The sequence below is a fragment of the Pedobacter changchengzhani genome (assembly GCF_004354365.1).
GTDB lineage: Bacteria > Bacteroidota > Bacteroidia > Sphingobacteriales > Sphingobacteriaceae > Pedobacter > Pedobacter changchengzhani.
This window is the reverse complement of the sequence record NZ_SJCY01000003.1, coordinates 291,563-311,597: the sequence shown is the minus strand read 5'-3', so window position 1 is coordinate 311,597 and position 20,035 is coordinate 291,563. Positions and strand designations below refer to the sequence as shown.

The following is a 20,035-nucleotide window of genomic DNA, read 5'->3' as shown; positions in this document are numbered from 1 at the left end:
AGTGTGCGCTTTTACTTATGCTGATTTTTACAACCGTAAGCAGCTTTGCCCAGCGAACATATTTACAACATTTTACCACCAAAAATGGGTTACCAAGTAACAACTGCTATTATATACTACAAGATAAAAGAGGTTTCATCTGGATTGCAACAGACGGTGGCTTAAGTCGTTTTGATGGTGCAAATTTCCAAAATTTTTCTATAGAAGATGGTTTACCCGATACACAGATTTTACAGCTTAAAGAAGATAGGCAAGGGAAACTTTGGTTTTTAACCTTAAATGGACAATTGGGCTACTTAGATAATGGGAAATTCTACAATCAAAATAACGATACATTATTAAAGCAACTAAACTTTAACACCATCATCGTTTCCTTTTTACAAGATAATAAAGGAAATATTTGGTTGGGCACCAATACCAATTTAATTGTTAAGTGGGATGGTAAATCAATTAAAAAATATACTTCAAAATACCCAAACGAGAAATTTGCAAATGCCTTTTTACATGAAGACGGCGAAGGAAACATTTTTTCGTTCAGTAATAAAAGTACCCAGAAATTTGATGGTAAAAACTTTACGATTGTGCCCGAAAAAGTGGATCTTCTATCCTATCGAAGTGCAATTAACACACCTGCACATGCACTTTTTTATTTAGATGAAACAGGTTTAAAATATTTTAAAAAGAAAGTAGTAACCGAGGTTTTAAAGATTAATCAAAAGTTAATTAAAAATATTTCTGGTTATTTTTATTACGATGAAAGTGCGAAGCAGGTGTGGCTATCTAACAACAACGGTGCATTTGTTATCGATAAAAACAATAAAACAACATCGTATTTGGATAATATATCCGTTAACCAAACCATTAAAGATAACACCAACAATATGTGGTTTGCCACTAGCGATGGTGTTTATATGTTGCCAAATGTTAATGCCCGCTTATTTGTAATGGATAAAGAAAGTGGCCTAACCGCAAACGTGATAAAAAGTATTGCAAAAGATGAAAACAATAAGTTGTGGCTGGGTACAAACAATGCGAGCATCAACATTTTAAATCTAAATAACTTTACCATTAATGATATTCAAATTCCAGATGAAGAAAAATTTAAGAGCATAAGCCAATTAACTTACGATAAGAAAAATAAATCGATGTTTTTCTCGTCAGAATTTGGTTTAGGTGCCATAAGTGATACCAACTTAAAAAATCCATCATTAAAATATTTAAAGGAAGAAAATGGATTAATGTTCGTAATAAAGCATTTTAGCCTCAATCAAAAAGACAATAAATTTGCCCTAGCGTTATCTACAGGCGTAATTTATGCCAACGATCGTATTAATAATTTCAACATCAACTTGCTAAATTACAGTACCGAAAATGATTTTTTGAGGGAGCGATCGTACCACGTTTTTTACGATCGCGACGGTAGTTTATGGTTTTCTAACTTAAAAGGATTATGGCAATATGGTAACGGATCGCTAATTAGGCATTATGAAAGAAATATTTTGCTTACCAAAAGAATAAACGACATTATGCAACTGCCCGATGGCACGTTGGTTTTAGCAACTGATGGATACGGCGTTATTTTTTATAAAGACAATATAATTACAAAACAGCTCTCCAAATCGAATGGCTTATCGAGCAACATTTGCAAAAAACTTTTTGTTAAAAACAACGAAATTTGGATTTTGACAAACACTGGCGTAAACAAAATTTCCGACTACACTAAAAATCCCAAAATAATCAACTTTGATTATGGTAAAGATTTGTTAACTGATGATGTAAACAATTTATATATTGATGATTCAACAGCATATTTTGCCACCAATAAGGGTTTAGTTTATTTTAATTACAGCGATAAACAAACCTTAACTTCTACGCCTAAAATCTACATCACCTCAATAATAAAAGGTAAACAGCGTTTGCCTTTAAACAGCAGCCTTTTAAAATTTGATTATAACAACAATACCATTCTATTTACTTTTAGTGCCGTAGATTTTACCACGAGCGATATTACCTACCGCTACCGTTTAAATGATGATGCAGAATGGGTAGAAACTAAAACCCGCAGACTTGACTTTTCATCATTACAACCCGGCGATTATGCTTTTGAAGTAAGTGCAAAAAACCAAAATGGAAATTGGAGTCAAACGGCAAAAATCCCATTTACAATAGAAAAGCCTTTTTGGCAAAGTATATGGTTTTTAGGGTTATTGGTATTGCTTATTGGCTATTTATTTTATAAAACAGCGGTTTACATTACGCGCAAACAAAAAGACAAGGAACAGGAGCAGTTGCTGGTTAAAAACAAAATATTAATGTTGGAGCAACAGGCATTGCAGGCCATGATGAACCCACATTTTGTGTTTAATGTGATGAATTCTATCCAACATTATATCAATACTCAAAATACCGCCTCGGCAAATAAAGTGCTTACAGGCTTTGCTCGTTTGATAAGGAAAAACTTAGAAATTTGTACCAAAAGCTATATTTCTTTAGATGAAGAATTGGAATATTTAAACCTCTACTTAAAGTTAGAGGAAAACAGATTTGGTAACAAGCTTCAATATAATATTTACGTAGATCCGGCGATAGATAAAGACGAAACCTTAATTCCTTCCATGTTACTACAACCTTATGTAGAAAATGCAATATGGCATGGCATTATGCCCAAAGAAGCTGGCGGAAAAATCCAAATTAACATCAAAATTGCACAACCCGATCATTTGAATATCGAAATTATTGATGATGGCATTGGCATAGATAACTCGAGAAGCACAAAAAAGACCGATCATGTAAGTAAAGGCATGCAATTAACAAAAGAAAGATTAATGCTTTTAAGCCAAATTGAAGCAAAACCTATACAGTTAAATGTATTTCAGACCAGTAATTTTGGTACAACTGTGTTTATTTCTATACCATTAAAGTAACATATTACCGTTTACTCAATTATTAATACCACTCACTAAATATAAACACATACTAATGCAGTTTAGCCTTAAACTTGTTATAGAAATAAACGATAGTGTGTTTATCAAAAAACGTTCTTATAGGGTTGATATAGATATTTTAATAACCTAACTTAAAGCTATATCTTAATTCAGGTTTCATTTGTGTGTTAAAAGGCGGTCTTGTTTGTTAAAAACGAGACCGTTTTTTTATGCTTAAAAATGATAGTTTTGTAAATGCCTCAATCCGAACTAACCAAACACATCGAAGCTTTAATATTTTCATCAGTACAAAGCATAAGCGTACAAGAAATAATTTTGGCATTAACCGCGGCGCTTAGCAAAGAAGTAATCGAAAACCAAGTATTTGAAGGCATTGATTATTTACAAAAAAAATATGCCGATGATGATTTTGCCATCGAACTGGTAAATTTGAATAATGGCTATCAGTTTTTAACAAAAAAAGATTACCATGAAACGGTTAACCAGCTTCAGTTGCACCGCTCGAAGAAAAAACTAAGCCAGGCCGCGATGGAAACTTTAGCCATAATTGCCTACCGCCAACCGATTACTAAATTAGAAATAGAGCAAATTCGGGGTGTAAATTCCGATTACTCCGTTCAACGTTTGTTGGAAAAAGAACTGATCAGTATTAACGGAAAAGCAGAAACCCCAGGCAGGCCAATTCTTTACTGTACGAGCAGTTTATTTATGGATTATTTTGGATTAAACAACATTACGCAGTTGCCACAGTTGAAAGATTTGGCAAAAGATGAAAATACAGTGGGAATGCCCGAAGAATAATATTTTTATTTTTTTTGTAAATCAGTTCTTTAATAGAAAAAGATTTTTTGTATTTTTAAAGTATAAAAGCATTTTTTAATTTTGTGTATGAAAACCCCAAAGAAAGTCCCAACAAAAGCACCTATTAAAAAACAGGTAAGTGACGAAGATGAATTTGATGAAGATTCAGAAAATTCTAGTCCGGCTAAAAAACCAGTTGTAGAAGAGGATGATGATTTTGATCTACCATTGGATGATTTAGATAATTTCGAAAATTTCGATGATGACGACGATGACGATTATTAATTTTTAAATAATTATATACCTTTGAAAAAGCATCCGCCCGATGGGTAGGATGCTTTTTAATTTAAAAACGTACCGATGCAAATTATCCAAGTTACTAATTCATCATTAAAAAATGATTTTTTAAACGTCCCAAAAACGCTGTATAAAAATGATCCAAATTGGATTTGCCCGTTAGATAGCGAAATAGAAAACGTTTTTGATCCCAAAAAAAACAGCTTTTTTAGTCATGGTAAATGCATACGATGGGTTTTAAAAAGCATTGATGGTAAACTTATAGGTAGAGTTGCAGCGTTTATAAACGACAAAAAAGCCCAAGGTTATGAACAACCAACTGGCGGGATGGGCTTTTTTGAATGTATAGAGAATCAAGAGGCAGCCCACCTCCTATTTTCTACCGCACAAAAATGGCTGGCCGAGCATGGTATGAAAGCCATGGATGGGCCAATTAACTTCGGCGAGAATGATAGCTTTTGGGGTTTATTGGTAGAAGGTTTTACGCCTCCATCTTTCGGTATGAATTACAATTTCCCTTATTATCAGAAATTTTTCGATACCTACGGCTTTGTAACCGAATACGAACAAATTACCAATCACATTAACTTAACAATTCCTTTCCCTGAGCGATTTACCAAAATTGCCAATTGGGTTAGAAAAAAGCCAGGTTACACATTCGAATATTTCGATAAGAACAATGCCGATAAATATATTTCCGATCTCATGGAAATTTATAACGATGGCTGGCAAGATTTCGAAAATTTTGTACCTATAAAAAAGGAAACTCTACAACAAAGCTTTAAAAGCATGGAGCCCATAATGGACGAGCATTTGATTCAGTTTGCATATTTTAACGGCGAGCCTGCATCTTTTGTGGTGCTTATTCCCGATGCCAACCAAATGATTAAAGGTTTTAATGGCAAATTAGGATTAATACAAAAACTGCAATTTGCTTACAGGCGTTGGAAAGGCGTAAATAGAATGCGTGCTATCGTAATGGGCACAAAACCAAAATTTCAAAAGCATGGTTTAGAATCGGTACTGTTTATTCAACTGGGTGAATATGTATTGCCAAAAAATCAATATAAAGAACTGGAATTAAGCTGGGTGGGCGATTTTAACGATAAAATGTTAGCGATTCATCAAGCGACAGGTGCAACTTTTGGCAAAAAGCATTTAACGTTGAGGAAGATTTTTTAGGAAGTTTAAGAGGTAAATGTCTTTTCCGCAAAGGCAAGAATTTTAACAGGGCTTTTAAAAAAACCACCCCCGCCACTCCACAAGCCAACACACCCCCTCCTTGAAAATAAGGCGGGGAGTTGAAAAAGCCAAAAAATATGCGTCTTTCCCGCACAGGCGAGAATTTTAATAGGTCTTTTAAAAAAACCAACCCCCGCCACTCCACAATCCAGCACTCCCCCTCCTTGAAAATAAGGCGGGGAGTTTATGCGTAAAATATCTGTGTTTATCTATTCTTTATCTGTGGTTAAAAATTACCGCTTTAGCATAGCTGCTAAAGCTGGTAAATCAAACCCTGCATAGTTGCCCGAACTCATCATCAACAAGTTGGCATTTTTGTAATTTAAACTTAACAAGTATTCTTTTAGTTTAGCGGCATCATTAAAAAATTTCAGGTTTGGGTTTGCAAATGCGTGTTGCACGTCATCCTCAGAAAAAGGCGTCATCCTTTTCTGCTCGAACGATTTGATGTCTATGAAAACGATGGCGTCGTCTGCTTGATCCATCGCCCCTGCGTACTCCGTTAAAAAATCCTTATTTAAACTGCTAAACGTGTGTAACTCAATGCAGGCAATTAGCTTACGGTTTGCAAATTGTGCCTTTACCGCATTAATAGTCGCTGTTAATTTCGATGGAGAATGTGCAAAATCTTTGTAAACATTGGTTAAATCATCCGCAGCAATTACCTCAAGACGTTTCGATGCACCTGTAAAAGACGCAATTGCCAGATCGAAATCATCAGCATGAATTGAAAGTTGACTACAAACTAATTTCGCAGCATTCAAATTCATTAAATTATGATCTCCAAAAATTTGCAGTGGCGTATTGGCTGGTAATAAATAAGTAATTCCACTTTCAATACGGTGGGCTGGAATGCCGTAAGCTATTTTATGAACAGTAGCTTTTGAGGCGTCAACAATTTCCTTTAAATCTGCATCGGCTTCACAATAAATGAGCGTACCACCACTTTCAATGGTATTAATAAATTTATCAAACTGATGCGTGTAATCAGCGTAAGTAGGAAAAACATTGATGTGATCCCAAGCGATGCCACTAATTACAGCAATATTAGCTTTATAAAGATGAAATTTTGGTCGTCTATCAATCGGTGAGGCCAAATATTCGTCTCCTTCAATAATCATTATCGGCGCTTCGTCTGTTACCTTTACCATCGTTTCAAACCCTGCTAACTGGGCGCCCACCAAGTAATCAAAATCGCGTTTACAATAATTTAATACATGCAAAATCATGCTGGTAATGGTAGTTTTACCATGGCTACCACCAATTACAACACGCAATTTATCTTTGCTCTGTTCGTAAATATATTCGGGGTAGGAGTAAATTTTCACACCGAGTTCTTGTGCTTTCAATAATTCTGGATTATCAATTCTTGCATGCATCCCCAAAATAACAGCATCAAGTACAGTCGAAATTCGGCTTTCATCCCAGCCCATTGTTGCTGGCAATAACCCGTATTTATCCAATCGAGATTTCGCTGGTTCAAAAACCACATCATCCGAACCAGAAACTTCAAACCCTTTTTTATACAAAGCGATGGCTAAATTGTGCATCGCACTACCGCCAATTGCTATAAAATGTATTCTCATTATAATTAGCAAATTTATTAATTAGCTAATTAGCTAATTTGTTTAACAAACTGTGCGGCAACCCAATCGCCATTTTGTTTATGATCGAAATATTCTATTCCGTATTTAACACATTCTTCTTTAATCATACCCAAATCAGGGTTTAAATAAAAGCCACTAAAAAATATTTTTCCGCCTTTTTTTAGTACTTCCGCATAGCGATGAATTTGATCGAGCAATATATTTCGGTTAATGTTCGCAAAAATCACATCAAATTCTTCATTCGGTATCACTTCTTTACTTCCGCAAAGCGCAGTTAGATTATTTACATTATTTAATGCAGCGTTTTCTAAAGTGCTTTCATAGCAAATATCATCATAATCAATTGCCACCAAACTTTTAGCACCAAGTTTTGCTGCTAAAATGGCTAAAATACCGGTTCCGCAACCCATATCCAGAATGGCTTTGTCTTTAACATCAGCCACTAAAATATACTGCATAACCATGGTGGTGGTTTGATGATGACCCGTACCGAAAGCCATTTTCGGATCAATAATAATTTCGTAAGGATATGATGGTTGAGGCTGGTGAAAGGTAGCCCGCACATAACAAACGTCATCCACAATAAGCGGACTAAAATTCTTCTCCCACGCTGCATTCCAGTTTTCATCGGCAACGTTTTCTAACGTATATGTTGTAGAAAAATCTTCAGTGTAACCAGAAAGTAAATCTTTTAAGCCCTCTTCGTTAAAATTTGTTGCGACAACGAAGGCAGTAAAACCTTGCTCACTATCTTCAAAAGTATCAAAGCCCAAATCTGCCAAATCGCTAATAAGCAAATCCTGTTGATAGTCTTCGATACTTTTAAATGTAAATATTGCTTTTATGTACTGCATTTAGCTATTTAATGCTTTAATAATGTCTGTAAAATCGCGAGACTTTAACGATGCACCACCAATTAAACCGCCATCAATATCTTTCTGAGCGAACAACGTTGCTGCATTTGATGGATTGCAACTTCCTCCGTATAAAATTGTAGTATCATCAGCCACATTAAAGCCATAATTTGCTTCAATTTCACTGCGGATAAAAGCATGAATATCTTGCGCTTGCTCTGGCGAAGCCGTTAAACCTGTACCAATAGCCCAAACTGGCTCATAAGCAATTACTAACTTTCTAAAATCTGTTTCAGTTAAACTGAAAATACCGTGTACCAATTGTTTTTTCAACACTTCATAGTAACTTCCGTTATTGCGTTCATCTAAAGTTTCGCCGATGCAAAAAATTGGTGTTAAACCATGAGCCAACGCAATTTTAGTTTTCGAGGCTAAAAGTTCATCACTTTCTGCCTGGTATTGTCTGCGTTCTGAGTGACCTAAAATAACATATTCTGCACCAACAGATTTTACCATTTTAGCAGAAATTTCACCTGTATAGGCACCGTTTTCTTTATCATGAATATTCTGAGCACCAATTTTTACGTCGTTTCCACCCAATTTTGCTAAACTGTTTAAATGAATAAATGGAGAACAAATGATGGCAATTTGATCGCCTTTGCGCTCATCTTTAACCATGTTTACAATTTCGCTAAATAACGAAACGCCTTCGTTATAATCTAAATTCATTTTCCAGTTACCTGCTACAATTTTCTTTCTCATTATATTTTTTTATTGTTATTTCTTATTGTTATCAATGTTTGAATGTTGTAAAGTTTAAATGTTTACAAGCGCAAAAATTCCGAACTTTACCTTTCAACTTTCCGACCTTCAACCTTCCAACCCTTCAACCTTTCAACTTTCTAAAAAGGTCTATATTCACTCGTTAATTCAAAAACTTTTGTTAAAATTTCTTTTTCAATTTCGTCAAAACTCGAGTCTTTACGGGCATATACTTTTTCGGCAGTTTCGAACATTTTCTTTAGCGTGTACACTTCAAAACCATGCGCGCCGCCCCAAGCAAAATCAGGAATAAAATTTCGTGGAAAGCCAGCACCAAAAACATTTGCGCTTACACCCGCTACAGTTCCAGTGTTAAACATGGTGTTAATGCCACATTTAGCATGATCGGCCATAATTAATCCACAAAATTGCAGTCCCGTTTTACGGAAACCTTTTTTATCGTAATCCCACAACTTAACCTCAGCATAATTATTTTTAAGGTTAGAGTTATTGGTATCTGCGCCGATGTTGCACCATTGCCCTAAAACCGAGTTGCCTAAATAACCTTCGTGCCCTTTGGATGAATAACCCCAAATAACCGAATTATTTACTTCGCCACCTACACGGCTATGCGGACCAATAGTTGTGCCCGAATAAATTTTCGCCCCCATTTTTAATGAGGAGTTTTCGCAAAGCGCAAATGAACCGCGCACGATGCTTCCCTCCCACACTTCGCTGTTTTTACCCAAGTAAATTGGACCAAGCTTACTGTTAAAAATAGCACATTCTGCTTCGGCACCTTCCTCAACAAAAATATTATCTCCTAGAAAAGTATTAGTGGAGCTCAAAGATGCTGATGTTCTGCCCTTGGTAATCAATTTAAAATCTTCTCTAATTTCGTTCGGATTCCATTTAAAAATATCTTCTGCAAATTCGATCCTTACAAAATCAGCATCAAAAATCACTTTATCAAATTTTTCTATATTGGGTTGGCTCGTAAAATCTCCTTCGGTTTTAAAAGCCAAACAAAGTTGGTTGGCGTAAATCGCCTGCCCATGTTTTAGATTTTGTACAGCATCTAGCAAAGTTTCATTCGGACAAACAGAACCATTTATAAAAATGGATGCTGATTTGGGTGCATATTTTATCGAAAGATAATCTTGAGTAATGTAGCCAAAATCTGCATTTAGATGTTTGCCCCATTTCTCTGCGATTGTTAAAATGCCTATTCTTAAATCGGCTACTGGCCTGGTGAAGGTAAGTGGTCTAAGCGAGTGCCAAGACGAATCATCAAATAAATTGATTTTCATTGGTATAAAGTCGGTTTCAATGGTAATGAAGCTATCATAATTTATTTATTTTTTTAAATGCGCAAAATTATGATGGTGTCATAAGCTACAAAAATAAAAAAAGTCCCGATGCTTTTGGCAAAGGGACTTTAAAAAATGTTTTTTTATTGCTAAATTATTTCTTAGCGTAACGGTTTTTGAATTTATCGATACGTCCTGCAGTATCAACCAATTTCATTTTACCAGTATAAAAAGGGTGCGACATGTGAGAAATCTCTAATTTATATAGAGGATACTCATTACCATCTTCCCATTTAACAGTTTCCTTAGTCTCTACACAAGATTTTGTTAAGAAAGCATATTCGTTAGACATATCCTTGAAAACAACTGGTCTGTAAGTTGTTGGGTGCAAATCTTTTTTCATTGTAATATTATTTTAAGTTATTTGGGTGAAAAATCAAAAAACATTTTTGCAATTTGCTGGCAACAACGGTAATGATATTTTCTATTTATCTTTTCTATCTCTGTTTTAGAGGATGCAAATATCTTAAATTTATTTCTGATTTGCAAACTGAAAATTAAATATTTTAGAACGCTAAAATTGACGCTGAAACTTATATCATTAGTCGCATTTTAGTTAAAGCTGGAAAACCTCCAGGTTTTTTGTAAAAAAGTTAGACTGGCGAAAAATTTAAGGCAAAAAAGAAGGCGAGGATATGATCCCCACCTTAAATGTTTTCACAACGGAATAATCCTTATTGTGATTGTATTTCAAAATGTGAAAGCAAATCATCCCGAAACTTCGGGATTGCTAAATATCAGTATTTCAAAGAATGAAAGCAAATCATCCCGAAACCTCGGTATTGTAAAACACCACCAAATAAAAAAATGAAAGCAAACCTATAACAAGTCGTCGTACAAACCCTTCCCAAACTCACTTAACTACCTTAGTTTGAGCAAACATTTCGCAGAAACCAAAAACCTATTTTTTAAAAATCTTAAATTTTGTTGTATCTTGCTTGCGGAGTATTATACCCCTTATGCAATCTAACTTAATATCTTTAGCGTTCAATAAAATTGGTGGGATTTTTAATCACTTCCTAATTAAAGAACCTAACCCCATCAATCGCGCAAGAATCAGAATGCTATCTTACATTTTGGTATGCTATCTTCTGTTTACGGGCGTACTGACGATATCTTACTTCATTGCGGGCGAAAAATTGCATTTAATAAGAGTAAGTATAGTTTTTGTAATTACGATTTCACTTATCGCGATAACGTATTTTACTCATGCTTGGAAAATCGCATCACACGTAATACTTATTGTTTGCACATTAGGTGTTTACACTAATATTTCTATATATGTTCAAAATGTAAATTTAGAAACCATACAATTTGTTTGGCTAGGTATTTTGCTCAGTTTTTACATGCATGGCTTAAAATGGGGTTGGTTTTACTCCATCATAAATATCCTGCCGGTGATGATTTACACCGCTATAGACAATAAAAATTACTTCTACATTGGCACAGGTCCACATGAGGTTAGTCAGCTTACCTACATTTTTGCAACCTATTATAATTTCGTGTTTATTACATTTCTTCAATATTATTTCTTTAAAACTTTTAACAAAAACTTCGTTAGTTTAACAAACACCAAAAATGCACTGAACGAAATTAACGAGAAACTTAAAACCAGCTTGCACGATGTTGAAAATCTATCTAACGCGAGGATGGAGTTTCTATCCACAATGTCGCATGAGTTACGCACGCCATTAAACGGCGTAATTGGCATATCGAACGCACTATTACTTCAAAACCCGCGCGAAGACCAAGAGGAAAATCTCGCTGTATTAAAGTTTTCTGCAGAGAACCTTTTATTATTGGTAAACAATATTCTAGATTTCAATAAATTTTCATCAGATAAAGCAAGGTTAGAAAATTTTGCTTTTGATATTTCTGCGCTGATACAGAGTAATTTTTCGAGTATTAAATTAAAAGCCGAGGAAAAATTGCTCCATTTATCGCTGCATATAGATGAAATTCTAAAAAATAAATATGTGATAAGCGACCCAACTCGCTTAACGCAGGTTTTATCAAACTTGCTAAACAATGCCGTTAAATTTACAGGTAAAGGAAGCATCAGTTTAACCGTTAAAGTACAGCAAATTGATGCCAACATGATGGACGTAATGTTCATTGTTGAGGATACTGGAATAGGTGTAGAAACAGAAAGACAAGAAAATATATTTGAGGCTTACGTGCAAGCCACGCCCAGTATTAATAGAAATTACGGCGGCACCGGACTTGGCTTAACTATTGTAAAAAAAGTGTTAAATATGTTTGGTAGCAAAATTAGCTTATTGAGCAAGCCAAACGTAGGCACTAGAATTTCTTTTAATATAAATTTTAATTATCAGCAGGTTAGCACCCAAAACTTTAAAGAAACCGATAACGGGAAAACAGAACTTTCGCACCTTAAAATTTTGGTAGCCGAAGATAATCTGGTAAATATTTTGGTTATTAAAAAGACATTAGAACGCTGGAATGTTGTGCCGGATGTTGCTGAGAACGGTAGAATTGCCTTAACAAAGGTTGAGGAAAACAATTACGATGTTATATTAATGGATCTCTACATGCCGGAAATGGATGGCTATGAGGCGACGGTTTGCATACGTAATTTAGATGATAAAGTTAAAGCAAGTACACCAATTATCGCCATTACGGCGGATGTTAACGATGCTGTAATAGAGAAAAACCTGTTGGCAGGCATTAATGATGTTTTACCAAAACCATTTGATCCCGAGCAATTATTCGCTAAAATAAAACAACTTACTGGTGTTAGCGCAGTAGTAGAAAGTGAAATAAAATGCTAATTAAAAACCTGAGGATGAGCGTTCAAAATAGCAAAAAATCGAATTTAAATATTACCTTTTAACAACATTCTTTGTTATGAGCTGTATTTTTTCAAGTTTCTACTTTAGCTTTTTGTCTGAAGATTTAGGCATTAACAATTAGTAAACTATCTTTATAACAATAACCTAATCTCATTTTATGAACAGAAGAAACTTTCTAAAAAATACTGCAACCGTAAGTGCACTGTCAACTATTAGCTTTTCGGCAATAGCAATGCCGTTATCATTAATAAAAAACGATGAGGTAGATTTTATTGCTGATTTCGAATTAAATGAAATTACAGTAGATGAGCTTCAAGCAAAAATGCAAAACGGAAAAATTTCTTCAAAAACATTAACAGAAATGTATTTAAGGCGTATAGCCCAAATAGATAAAAATGGACCAAAATTAAACGCAATTATCGAACTTAATCCAGATGCATTGGCCATAGCAGTAAAAATGGATGAGGAACGTAAACGAGGTAACAATAGGGGGCCATTACATGGAATTCCTATTTTGATAAAAGACAACATTAACACCGGAGATAAAATGCAAACTACTGCGGGTTCTTTGGCTTTAGAAGGTAATGTTGCATCGGCTGATGCTTTTATTGTAACAAAACTTAGAGAAGCTGGCGCGGTACTTTTAGGAAAAACCAACTTAAGCGAGTGGGCGAATTTCCGTTCCAACCGGTCATGTAGTGGCTGGAGTAGCCGAGGTGGACAAACAAAAAATCCTTATATTTTAGATCGAAGTCCGAGTGGTTCGAGTTCGGGTTCGGGCGCAGCGGTTTCTGCAAATTTATGTGCAATTGCCATTGGTACCGAAACTAATGGTTCTATTATTGCTCCCGCTTCGTACTGCGGCGTTGTAGGCTTTAAGCCCACCGTTGGTTTATGGAGCCGCAGCGGGATTATTCCAATTTCTACCACACAAGATACTGCTGGCACAATGTGTCGCACTGTAACCGATACAGCAATTTTATTGGGCGCATTAACTGGCGTTGATCGTGATGACGCCATTACCAAAACTAGTGAAGGCAAAACTTATAGTGATTATACGCAGTTTTTGAAGACTGATGCTTTAAAGGGGAAAAGATTGGGCATAGAGAAATCTTTTTTAAACGGACACGAAGGCGTAGTAGCATTGTATAAATCAGCCATTGAAAAATTAAAAGAATTAGGAGCAGAGATTATTGAAATAGAGTTACTAAAAGATATGGAAGCAATTGGCAGAGCCAGTGTTTTACAACCAGAATTTAAAGCTGGTGTAAATGCTTACTTGGCCAAGGCAAACGCGAAAGTAAAAACTTTAACCGATGTTATTGCGTTTAATAAAGAGAACGAAGCTATTGCGATGCCCTATTTTAAACAAGAAATATTAGAGGCTAGCAATAAGGAAACCGATTTAAGTAGCCCAACTTATAAAGCAAATTTAGCCAAAATTAATTCTGCTAAAAACATAATTAGCAATTTGATGGAGAAAAATAAATTAGATGCAGTTGTAGGCACTAGTTACGGTATCCCTTCGCTAATTGATCTTTTTAACGGCGATTATGGTGATGATTTTTATTTTGCTTCACCAGCAGCTATGGCAGGTTACCCACACATTACGGTACCCATGGGTAGATTATTCGAACTTCCGGTGGGTTTATCAATTTTCGCAGGGGCTTACCAAGAACCAGTTGTTTTGGCATTTGGCTACGCTTTTGAGCAAGCCACTAAACACCGAAAAGCACCTAAATTTTTAAAGAACAGCAACTTTTCTTCGGGGGTTTAATAGCAATATATTAACAAGTTGTAAAAGCAGTTTTAAGCAAAAACTTTACTTTATCTATAATTTATTTTTTTAATCATGATTGTTTAATACCATTGCTTATTTAGGTACTGTATTTGTTCCATGTTTCTACTTTTGCCTTCTGTCGGGAGATGTAAGCATCAGCAATTACTTCTGCAGTACTTTTTCCTTCAACATTTTCTAGCAATTCTTTCAATTTGTATTGATCCACATCTGCCCGGTACAAAATTTGAATTAATTTCGGAAAATCCTGATCGACCAAATACCCAAATGCATCAACCATTTTTTGCCGAAGTTGCTCCTCAGAAAGTTGCTCGGGAATATCAAAATCTTTGGTAATGATTTTAATTAAAGAAGTAGTTTCTTTCATGGATTAATTAATAAATTTTTAAAATATTTTCATTTTGCTATTTTGACAAACTCAATTCATAAACCCGATTGACGGGGAAAGCCTTTGCTTTTCGCAAAGCTTGTACCAAAAAGCGGGACCGAACCAAACCTAAGAATTACTGAACACTCATTTACAAATCATATATATATAACCCCAAAGGGGCTTTTACGCTCGAAATAGAAATTCGCTAAACTAAGCGTTTTGTCTTTGTGCCTTGCTCCCTGCCTGTCCGGCAGGCAGGCTTGTTCCTTAATCTTTACCCCAAACTTCGGTCTTCCGACCTCGGACTTTCCCGACTTTCCGACCTCGGACTTTTCCGTTTTTCCGCTTTTCCTACTAAACACCTAAATCCACTTAATCTCCTGACAAATCTCTATCAACACGCCATTAGTACTTTTTGGATGAACAAAACACACCATTTTGTTATCTGCACCTTTTTTCGGTACATCATTCAAAAGCACAAAACCATTTGCTTTTAAACGTTCCATTTCTTCTAAAATATCATCTACTGCAAACGCAATGTGATGAATGCCCTCCCCTTTCTTTTCTAAAAACTTAGCAATGGCACTATCTTCTGAGGCAGCTTCTAAAAGTTCTACTTTATTATCTCCAGCTTTTAAAAATGCAGTATTTACTTGCTCGGAAACAACAGTTTCAGTTTTATAGCATGAGGTATTTAGCAATTGTTCATATATTGAAACGGCTTTGCTGAGGCTTTTTACCGCAATACCGATATGCTCTATCTTATTCATCGTTTTAAAAGGTTGGTTAAATGTAAAAATGCAGGTTTTATCTATAACCTCATAGCTATAAATGATAATTGTTAGGAAAGATTTTTTGTATCTTTGTGCTACAAATAAAAGAACTGAAATGAAACAGCCGATATATTTAGATAATAACGCTACTACTCCTCTTGATCCAAGAGTTTTAGAGGCAATGCTACCTTACTTTACTGAAAAATTTGGAAATGCTGCAAGTCGTAACCACGCTTTTGGCTGGGTTGCAGAAGAAGGTGTTGATTATGCTCGTGAGCAAGTAGCCAAACTGATCGGCTGTACTGAAAAAGAAATTATTTTTACTTCGGGCGCAACTGAAGCCGATAACTTGGGCATAAAAGGCGTTTTTGAAATGTACAAAGAAAAAGGCAATCACATTATTACAGCGATTACCGAGCACAAAGCAGTTTTAGATACTTGTAAACACCTAGAAAAAAATGGTGCCAGAGTAACTTATCTTGGTGTTAAAGAAGATGGTTTAATTGATTTAGGCGAGTTAGAAGCTGCAATGACACCAGAAACAATTTTAGTGTCGATTATGTATGGCAATAACGAAATTGGTGTAATACAACCCGTTAAAGAAATTGCTGCGATTGCGCACAAACATGGTGCTTTATTTATGACTGATGCAACGCAAGCAGTTGGTAAAATACCTGTTGATGTTATTGCTGATGGTATTGATTTAATGGCTTTTACAGCTCATAAAATGTACGGACCGAAAGGAGTTGGTGCACTTTATGTACGTAGAAAAAACCCAAGGGTTAAGGTTACTTCACAAATGGATGGTGGTGGCCACGAACGCGGTATGCGTTCTGGAACATTAAACGTACCAGGTATTGTTGGCTTAGGTAAAGCTTGCGAACTTTGTCGTTTAGAGATGGAAAGCGAATCGAAACGTTTATCCGCTTTGCGCGATCGTTTAGAAACGACTTTAAACAAAATGGAAGAGAGTTATGTTAATGGTAGTACACAACACCGTTTACCACACGTAGCAAATATCTCTTTTAAATATGTAGAGGGTGAAGGTTTAATGATGGCCATGAGCGATTTAGCAGTATCTTCAGGATCTGCTTGTACTTCGGCTTCGTTGGAACCATCGTATGTATTAAAAAGTTTAGGCTTATCGGATGAATTGGCACACTCTTCAATTCGCTACGGTTTAGGTCGTTTTACAACTGATGAAGACATAGACCAAGCGATTGCAATTACAGAGAAAGCAGTATTGCACCTTAGAGAACTTTCTCCACTTTGGGAAATGTTTAAAGAAGGAATTGACTTAAGTAAAATTGAGTGGGCGGAGCATTAATTTGCGAAGCAAATTAATGCGTTGTAAGTTAAAAGTTATGGGGCGGGATGCTTTAGGCACAACGTTGAAAATACCCGATTAGAACTTGACAATTGAAAACCTATAACACGTAACCGACAACCCGCAACTGGCAACCCGCAACCCGCAACTGATAATTAATAAATAGAATCACCTTCGCAGAAGGCTAAATAACATAAACAAATGGCATATTCAGAAAAAGTAATCGATCATTATAATAACCCACGTAACGTAGGTACATTAGATAAAGCAGATAAAAATGTTGGTACCGGTTTAGTTGGCGCACCAGAATGTGGTGATGTTATGCGTTTGCAAATTGAAGTTGGCGCAGATAATGTGATCACTGATGCTAAATTTAAAACATTTGGTTGTGGTTCTGCTATCGCTTCTTCATCATTAGCAACAGAATGGCTAAAAGGAAAAACAATTGATGAAGCTTTAACAATTGGCAACATGGATATTGTTGAAGAATTGGCTTTACCTCCAGTAAAAATCCACTGTTCTGTTTTGGCAGAAGATGCAATTAAATCGGCCATTAACGATTATCGCGTTAAAAATGGTTTAGAGGCAATTGCAATGGAGAAATCGCACCACTAAATTAGATATGAGTTATTAGATATGAGATATGAGTTTTACTCATCAAGTCTCAAATCTCAAATCTCAAATCTCAAATCTTATTAAAATGATCACTATAACAGATAAAGCAAAAACAAAAATAGATCACTTAATGCAGGACTCGGAAATGGGTTCTGACTACTTCTTACGCGTTTCGGTAAAAGGTGGTGGCTGTTCGGGCTTGTCTTATAATTTAGATTTTGATAACGAAGAACAAAAAGGCGATCAGTTTTTCGAAGATAGAGGTATTAAGATTGCTTTAGATATGAAATCATTTCTTTACCTAGCTGGTACGGAATTAGATTTTAGCGACGGATTAAATGGAAAAGGATTCAACTTTATTAACCCAAATGCCAGTCGCAGTTGTGGTTGTGGCGAAAGTTTTTCGGTCTAAGTTTAATAACTTATTTTAATTGAAGGCATCTCAATGGGATGCCTTTTTTTTGTTACCCATTTTTTTTAAAAATCCATTACTGTCAAATAAAATACTTAACCACGGAAAACCGTAATTAGGTTATTTAGTAATATCCTATCTTGCAAAATTATTTTTATATAATGCTTTTGTTATGATTTTTTTCAGCTTTCCATCTCCATTAACACCGTTAAAATTTTGAAACAAGCTAACGCGACATTTGGCAAAAGACTGGCTAATTTTATCAAATTAAATAAAATAAAGTCGGGTTTTATTGTAATTTCTATACTTTTATTCGCTTTCTTTTCGAATGCCATTAGTTTAATTTTTTATGGCTTAATTAACGTTGCTCCTCCTATTTCGAAAGTAGAAACCGTTAGAAATTTTCTATTAAAACAGCCAAATTTTGTAAAACTGTTACATCAACATCAGCAAAATACAGTTAATAATCGCAAAAAATCTGCTTTGCAAATGTACCTGCACAAAACCTCTATTTCTGTAATGATATCGCCCGTGGCGGAAGTACTTGATTTTCCGAAAACGTATGATACTTGGCAAGTTTGGGTTAAAACTGATGTAATTGACGGCAAACCTTACACATCTTTTTTAGTTAGAATTGGCACCATAAAAGATGAGAAATCTGTTAATCTTTTTTCAAATGCTCAAAAAAACACCTTTGCAAAAAGATTTGTCGGCGCATTTATTAATGGCTACAATAAACTGTATGATTGGGAAATACTTCACCCGATTAGGTATAATATCACAGAAATGAATGCAACATCAAATACCGACTTTAAAATCCTACAGAGAGAGGATTGGGAAAAATTATCTTATCAACAGCATTTAAAAGGTGTGGGAGAATCGTACTAAATTATATTTCCTAATCGGTCAATATCAATTCTGAAAGTTAAATAACGGATAAAAATTAAGCTTTGAGTACGTAAACCAACTTTTTACCAAAAAACACAATTACAAAAACCAACAATCCTGCAATAAGACTCATTACCAATTCTTTAACTATTGTATTTAAGCGTGGAAAAAGATGATGTATGAAATCTATATTATGCACAAAAATACCGCCTGCAACCAATAGTAAGGCAACCGTCCCTACCACTGCCAAAATATTAATAACAATTGGTAGTGCGTTTACCAAAAAATTACCTAAGGTTATTAAAAAGCCTTTTTCTGATTTCGATTTTTTAATAAGTTTAAAACCTACATCGTCCATTCTCACAATCACAGCTACAATTCCATAAACCCCGATAGTTGCTATGATAGAAACAATGGAAACCGTAACTATTTCTACAAAAAGGGGATTGAATTGAGATTTTAGCGTTTTGAAACCCTCTTTTGCAGAAGCAAGAGCAATAATTACAATCTCGAGAGATAAAATAAAATCGGTAGTAATTGCAGATTTTACTTTCGCTTTTTCCGTTTCTTTTTTTTCTTCGATAATTTGATCAGCTTCACCAATTACTTTTTCATCTTTTTTAACTCGATGAAACAAAAATTCTATTATTTTTTCTACGCCTTCGTATGCCAAATACAAACCACCCAAAATCAAAATAATTGTAATTGCAGGCGGATATAACCATTGAAGTACAAATATTGCAGGAACAATAATTAATTTATTAAAGAAAGAGCCTTTCATAATTTTCATTAAAACAGGTATTTCTCTGCTTGATAAAAATCCAGTTGCCTTTTCGGCATTTACTGCAAGGTCATCGCCCAAAATTCCTGCGGTTTGTTTGGTTGCTAGTTTCGCCGTCACTGCAACATCATCCATTAAAGCACCTATATCATCTAAAATCGCGAAAAACCCTGAAGCCATATATCTAATAATTGAGGGTGCAAATTAAACATTCCTTTCCATCGCCCAAAAAACTATTTACTTTATTCTAATTAATCGCCTTTACCAATGGATAGATAAGATTTAATAGCCTGCGTAAGTTGGTTGTACTTTTAAACTGTATGTTTAAACGTGGTTAGTAACTTCTATTGTATTGAGATTTTGGCGTTTTCCAACTATTT

General features: G+C 35.1%; 18 protein-coding genes. 10 read left to right on the top strand and 8 right to left on the bottom strand.

Going from position 1 to position 20,035, the window contains the following annotated elements; genetic code table 11:
• The first annotated feature begins 17 nt into the window (after positions 1 to 17).
• The 4 genes from EZJ43_RS06475 (at position 18) to EZJ43_RS06460 (ending at position 5,225) form a co-directional block, all read left to right on the top strand.
• On the top strand, positions 18 to 2,924 hold the full coding sequence (locus tag EZJ43_RS06475; protein ID WP_133261867.1) for a ligand-binding sensor domain-containing protein: 2,907 nt from the start codon (positions 18 to 20) through the stop codon (positions 2,922 to 2,924).
• Positions 2,925 to 3,179: 255 nt separating this feature from the next.
• Complete coding sequence (scpB, locus tag EZJ43_RS06470) at positions 3,180 to 3,746, top strand: SMC-Scp complex subunit ScpB (protein WP_133261866.1); 567 nt, start codon at positions 3,180 to 3,182, stop codon at positions 3,744 to 3,746.
• Between the two features lie 87 nt (positions 3,747 to 3,833).
• Positions 3,834 to 4,031: a hypothetical protein gene (locus EZJ43_RS06465; RefSeq protein WP_133261865.1), complete on the top strand. Its 198-nt coding sequence runs from the start codon at positions 3,834 to 3,836 to the stop codon at positions 4,029 to 4,031.
• A gap of 75 nt (positions 4,032 to 4,106) precedes the next feature.
• Positions 4,107 to 5,225, top strand: a complete 1,119-nt coding sequence (locus EZJ43_RS06460; protein ID WP_133261864.1) for a GNAT family N-acetyltransferase — start codon at positions 4,107 to 4,109, stop codon at positions 5,223 to 5,225.
• A 293-nt stretch (positions 5,226 to 5,518) separates the two neighbouring features.
• On the opposite strand, the gene EZJ43_RS06455 is transcribed toward EZJ43_RS06460, so the two are convergent.
• The 5 genes from EZJ43_RS06455 to EZJ43_RS06435 all read right to left on the bottom strand — a co-directional run bounded on the left by EZJ43_RS06455 (position 5,519) and on the right by EZJ43_RS06435 (position 10,221).
• Positions 5,519 to 6,871, bottom strand: a complete 1,353-nt coding sequence (locus EZJ43_RS06455) for a UDP-N-acetylmuramate--L-alanine ligase (RefSeq protein WP_133261863.1) — start codon at positions 6,869 to 6,871, stop codon at positions 5,519 to 5,521.
• 29 nt (positions 6,872 to 6,900) lie between these two features.
• Positions 6,901 to 7,746: a 50S ribosomal protein L11 methyltransferase gene (gene prmA / locus EZJ43_RS06450; RefSeq protein ID WP_133261862.1), complete on the bottom strand. Its 846-nt coding sequence runs from the start codon at positions 7,744 to 7,746 to the stop codon at positions 6,901 to 6,903.
• Entirely contained in the window at positions 7,747 to 8,508 is a 762-nt protein-coding gene (tpiA, locus tag EZJ43_RS06445; protein WP_133261861.1) for a triose-phosphate isomerase, read from the bottom strand.
• A 140-nt stretch (positions 8,509 to 8,648) separates the two neighbouring features.
• Positions 8,649 to 9,818: a GlmU family protein gene (locus tag EZJ43_RS06440; protein WP_133261860.1), complete on the bottom strand. Its 1,170-nt coding sequence runs from the start codon at positions 9,816 to 9,818 to the stop codon at positions 8,649 to 8,651.
• Between the two features lie 154 nt (positions 9,819 to 9,972).
• Positions 9,973 to 10,221, bottom strand: a complete 249-nt coding sequence (locus EZJ43_RS06435) for a type B 50S ribosomal protein L31 (RefSeq protein WP_133261859.1) — start codon at positions 10,219 to 10,221, stop codon at positions 9,973 to 9,975.
• A 616-nt stretch (positions 10,222 to 10,837) separates the two neighbouring features.
• On the opposite strand from EZJ43_RS06435, the gene EZJ43_RS06430 reads away from it, so the two are divergent.
• Positions 10,838 to 12,670 carry an ATP-binding protein gene (locus tag EZJ43_RS06430; RefSeq protein ID WP_133261858.1) on the top strand — a complete coding sequence of 611 codons (1,833 nt, stop codon included), beginning with the start codon at positions 10,838 to 10,840 and terminating at the stop codon, positions 12,668 to 12,670.
• 178 nt (positions 12,671 to 12,848) lie between these two features.
• A complete protein-coding gene (locus EZJ43_RS06425; protein WP_133261857.1) occupies positions 12,849 to 14,468 on the top strand; it encodes an amidase in 1,620 nt (539 codons plus the stop codon).
• A gap of 100 nt (positions 14,469 to 14,568) precedes the next feature.
• On the opposite strand, the gene EZJ43_RS06420 is transcribed toward EZJ43_RS06425, so the two are convergent.
• Positions 14,569 to 14,856 carry a P1/P2 acidic ribosomal protein gene (locus EZJ43_RS06420; RefSeq protein WP_133261856.1) on the bottom strand — a complete coding sequence of 96 codons (288 nt, stop codon included), beginning with the start codon at positions 14,854 to 14,856 and terminating at the stop codon, positions 14,569 to 14,571.
• A gap of 365 nt (positions 14,857 to 15,221) precedes the next feature.
• Positions 15,222 to 15,629: a methylmalonyl-CoA epimerase gene (mce, locus tag EZJ43_RS06415; RefSeq protein WP_133261855.1), complete on the bottom strand. Its 408-nt coding sequence runs from the start codon at positions 15,627 to 15,629 to the stop codon at positions 15,222 to 15,224.
• A gap of 118 nt (positions 15,630 to 15,747) precedes the next feature.
• Here mce and EZJ43_RS06410 point away from each other — a divergent pair, with 118 nt between their 5' ends.
• From EZJ43_RS06410 to EZJ43_RS06395, 4 genes are all read left to right on the top strand, one after another.
• Positions 15,748 to 16,959, top strand: a complete 1,212-nt coding sequence (locus tag EZJ43_RS06410) for an IscS subfamily cysteine desulfurase (RefSeq protein ID WP_133261854.1) — start codon at positions 15,748 to 15,750, stop codon at positions 16,957 to 16,959.
• 201 nt (positions 16,960 to 17,160) lie between these two features.
• Complete coding sequence (gene iscU / locus EZJ43_RS06405; protein ID WP_133261853.1) at positions 17,161 to 17,574, top strand: Fe-S cluster assembly scaffold IscU; 414 nt, start codon at positions 17,161 to 17,163, stop codon at positions 17,572 to 17,574.
• A gap of 85 nt (positions 17,575 to 17,659) precedes the next feature.
• Entirely contained in the window at positions 17,660 to 17,986 is a 327-nt protein-coding gene (locus EZJ43_RS06400) for a HesB/IscA family protein (RefSeq protein ID WP_133261852.1), read from the top strand.
• 216 nt (positions 17,987 to 18,202) lie between these two features.
• A complete protein-coding gene (locus tag EZJ43_RS06395; protein ID WP_133261851.1) occupies positions 18,203 to 18,874 on the top strand; it encodes a hypothetical protein in 672 nt (223 codons plus the stop codon).
• 55 nt (positions 18,875 to 18,929) lie between these two features.
• Here EZJ43_RS06395 and EZJ43_RS06390 read toward each other — a convergent pair whose 3' ends face one another.
• Entirely contained in the window at positions 18,930 to 19,835 is a 906-nt protein-coding gene (locus EZJ43_RS06390; RefSeq protein WP_133261850.1) for a DUF808 family protein, read from the bottom strand.
• Positions 19,836 to 20,035 lie beyond the last annotated feature (200 nt).